This window comes from Vibrio sp. S234-5 (assembly GCF_000960595.1).
In the GTDB taxonomy this organism is placed as follows: domain Bacteria; phylum Pseudomonadota; class Gammaproteobacteria; order Enterobacterales; family Vibrionaceae; genus Vibrio.
Genome location: NZ_JZAM01000097.1, coordinates 1 through 1750, shown reverse-complemented (window position 1 = coordinate 1750; position 1750 = coordinate 1). Strand labels below are relative to the sequence as shown.

The following is a 1750-nucleotide window of genomic DNA, read 5'->3' as shown; positions in this document are numbered from 1 at the left end:
TTCGAGCGAAGCTCTATTAGCGGCAGACTCAACACTGCGGCTGAATGAGCAGACTTGTAACTGCCAGCAGATTAGAATGGATGAGTATTTCATAACTCAAAACAAATTCATAACTGCCTGATCTGTTGATGCAAAGCCAATCAACATTACGGCCAACTAACGCCCAATTAAGCGGACGGAAACAGTTGGCTATAATGTGGAGCGAAGCGGAACTCAGCCAACTGTTGGAGTTCCGACTTAAATTGCTTGTTAGGCGCTACACTGGCAACCACAGCTCGTTTTTATTTTTTTGAGTTAGCTTTGTTGAACCAATAAACGGATTCGGTTTTGCTTTTTCATTATAATAATTAACATCTTCGGATATTACGTTAAACTCAATTTCTATATGAGTACTATCAAGTACTTTTAAATTTATTTCAGCGTTCACTTCACAGGCATGAAAGGAAGTATAAACATAAATATTTGGAGCTTCGTCATTTGGATTCGTCGAAATATTAATGATTTGGCTCTCTATGCCATTGCTAAGTTCAAAACCATCAATAGCAAAAAGATAGCAATCAGGAAATGCTTCTTCATCGACAGCTTTAGATTCAAGAGATAAGAATAACTTACCATCGGCAATAGCAAAACCGCCTTTGCTGAAGGTGTATTTAATATCTTCATCTTGATGCTTTAATATAAACATGTGACCTCGTATTGTACGCCTAACGCCGCACTAAGCGGCTAAAAATAGTGGGCTAAAATACAAGCGAAGCGCAGTAGCCCACTGTTTTTAGTCCGTTTGAGTGCCTTGTTAGTTGCCGTTTTGTAACGACACAAACTGCAACACATTACACTTTACTAAAACCCAACTGCCCCGCTTGTTGCCGAAAGCCAATACAAGAATGAAGCCCGTATTTAGCATGCAAAAGTCTGGTGAGCTTTATGCCGCTAAGGTTTTAATAAAAAGCGAAGCTCTATTAGCGGCAGACTCAACACTGCGGCTGAATGAGCAGTCTTGTAACTGCCAGCAGATTAGAATGGATGAGTATTTCATAACTCAAAACAAATTCATAACTGCCTGATCTGTTAATGCAAAGCCAATCAACATTACGGCCAACTAACGCCGCGTTAAGCGGACTAAAATTGTGGGTTATAATGTGTAGCGAAGCGAAACGTAACCCACTGTTTTAGTTCCGTTTAAACGCCTTGTTAGGCATTTACTCTGATGTATTAAACACATCACTTAAATATATGAAGCCAACAGTTAAACCAATTAACGCTGAAAATATAGATCCTGAAGCTATTGTAACTGCATGGCCCACTGTAGGAGATATAAATGCAGACATCACAAACAAAGCGATATTAGTATAAATATATGGTTTTATAGCCCAACTTTTTAGTCGGTATAAGTATATTGAAGCAACGATATAAACCAGTGACAAAGGAATAAATGAAAGCAACAACACTTCTCCAAAAGTATTCAAATTAATGTTTTGTTCAAATTGAACATATTCTTTTAATGCAACTGGTAAGCTGTCTAAAAAATAAAAATCACTCCCGACAGACACAAGTAAAAAGAACAATTGTAAAACGATTAGTGATTTAAATGCTGATTGATGATTCATAGTTACCTCTGATGCCTAACGCCCGCTTAAGGGGCAGCCAACGCCACTACCAACTTACTGCATAACACCGTAACCACAAAAACCAACGCATAGCAAAAATGCCACGCGTTGGCTGTCCCTCTTGAAGCGTTTGTTATAACACA

At 38.6% G+C, this 1750-nt stretch carries 2 protein-coding genes; both read right to left on the bottom strand.

Annotated elements, in window-relative coordinates; genetic code table 11:
• Positions 1–256: 256 nt before the first annotated feature.
• Positions 257–685, bottom strand: coding sequence for a hypothetical protein (locus tag UF06_RS03645; protein ID WP_045569229.1), 429 nt, complete (start codon positions 683–685; stop codon positions 257–259).
• A 514-nt stretch (positions 686–1199) separates the two neighbouring features.
• Complete coding sequence (locus UF06_RS25585) at positions 1200–1607, bottom strand: hypothetical protein (protein ID WP_139046258.1); 408 nt, start codon at positions 1605–1607, stop codon at positions 1200–1202.
• Positions 1608–1750: the final 143 nt, after the last annotated feature.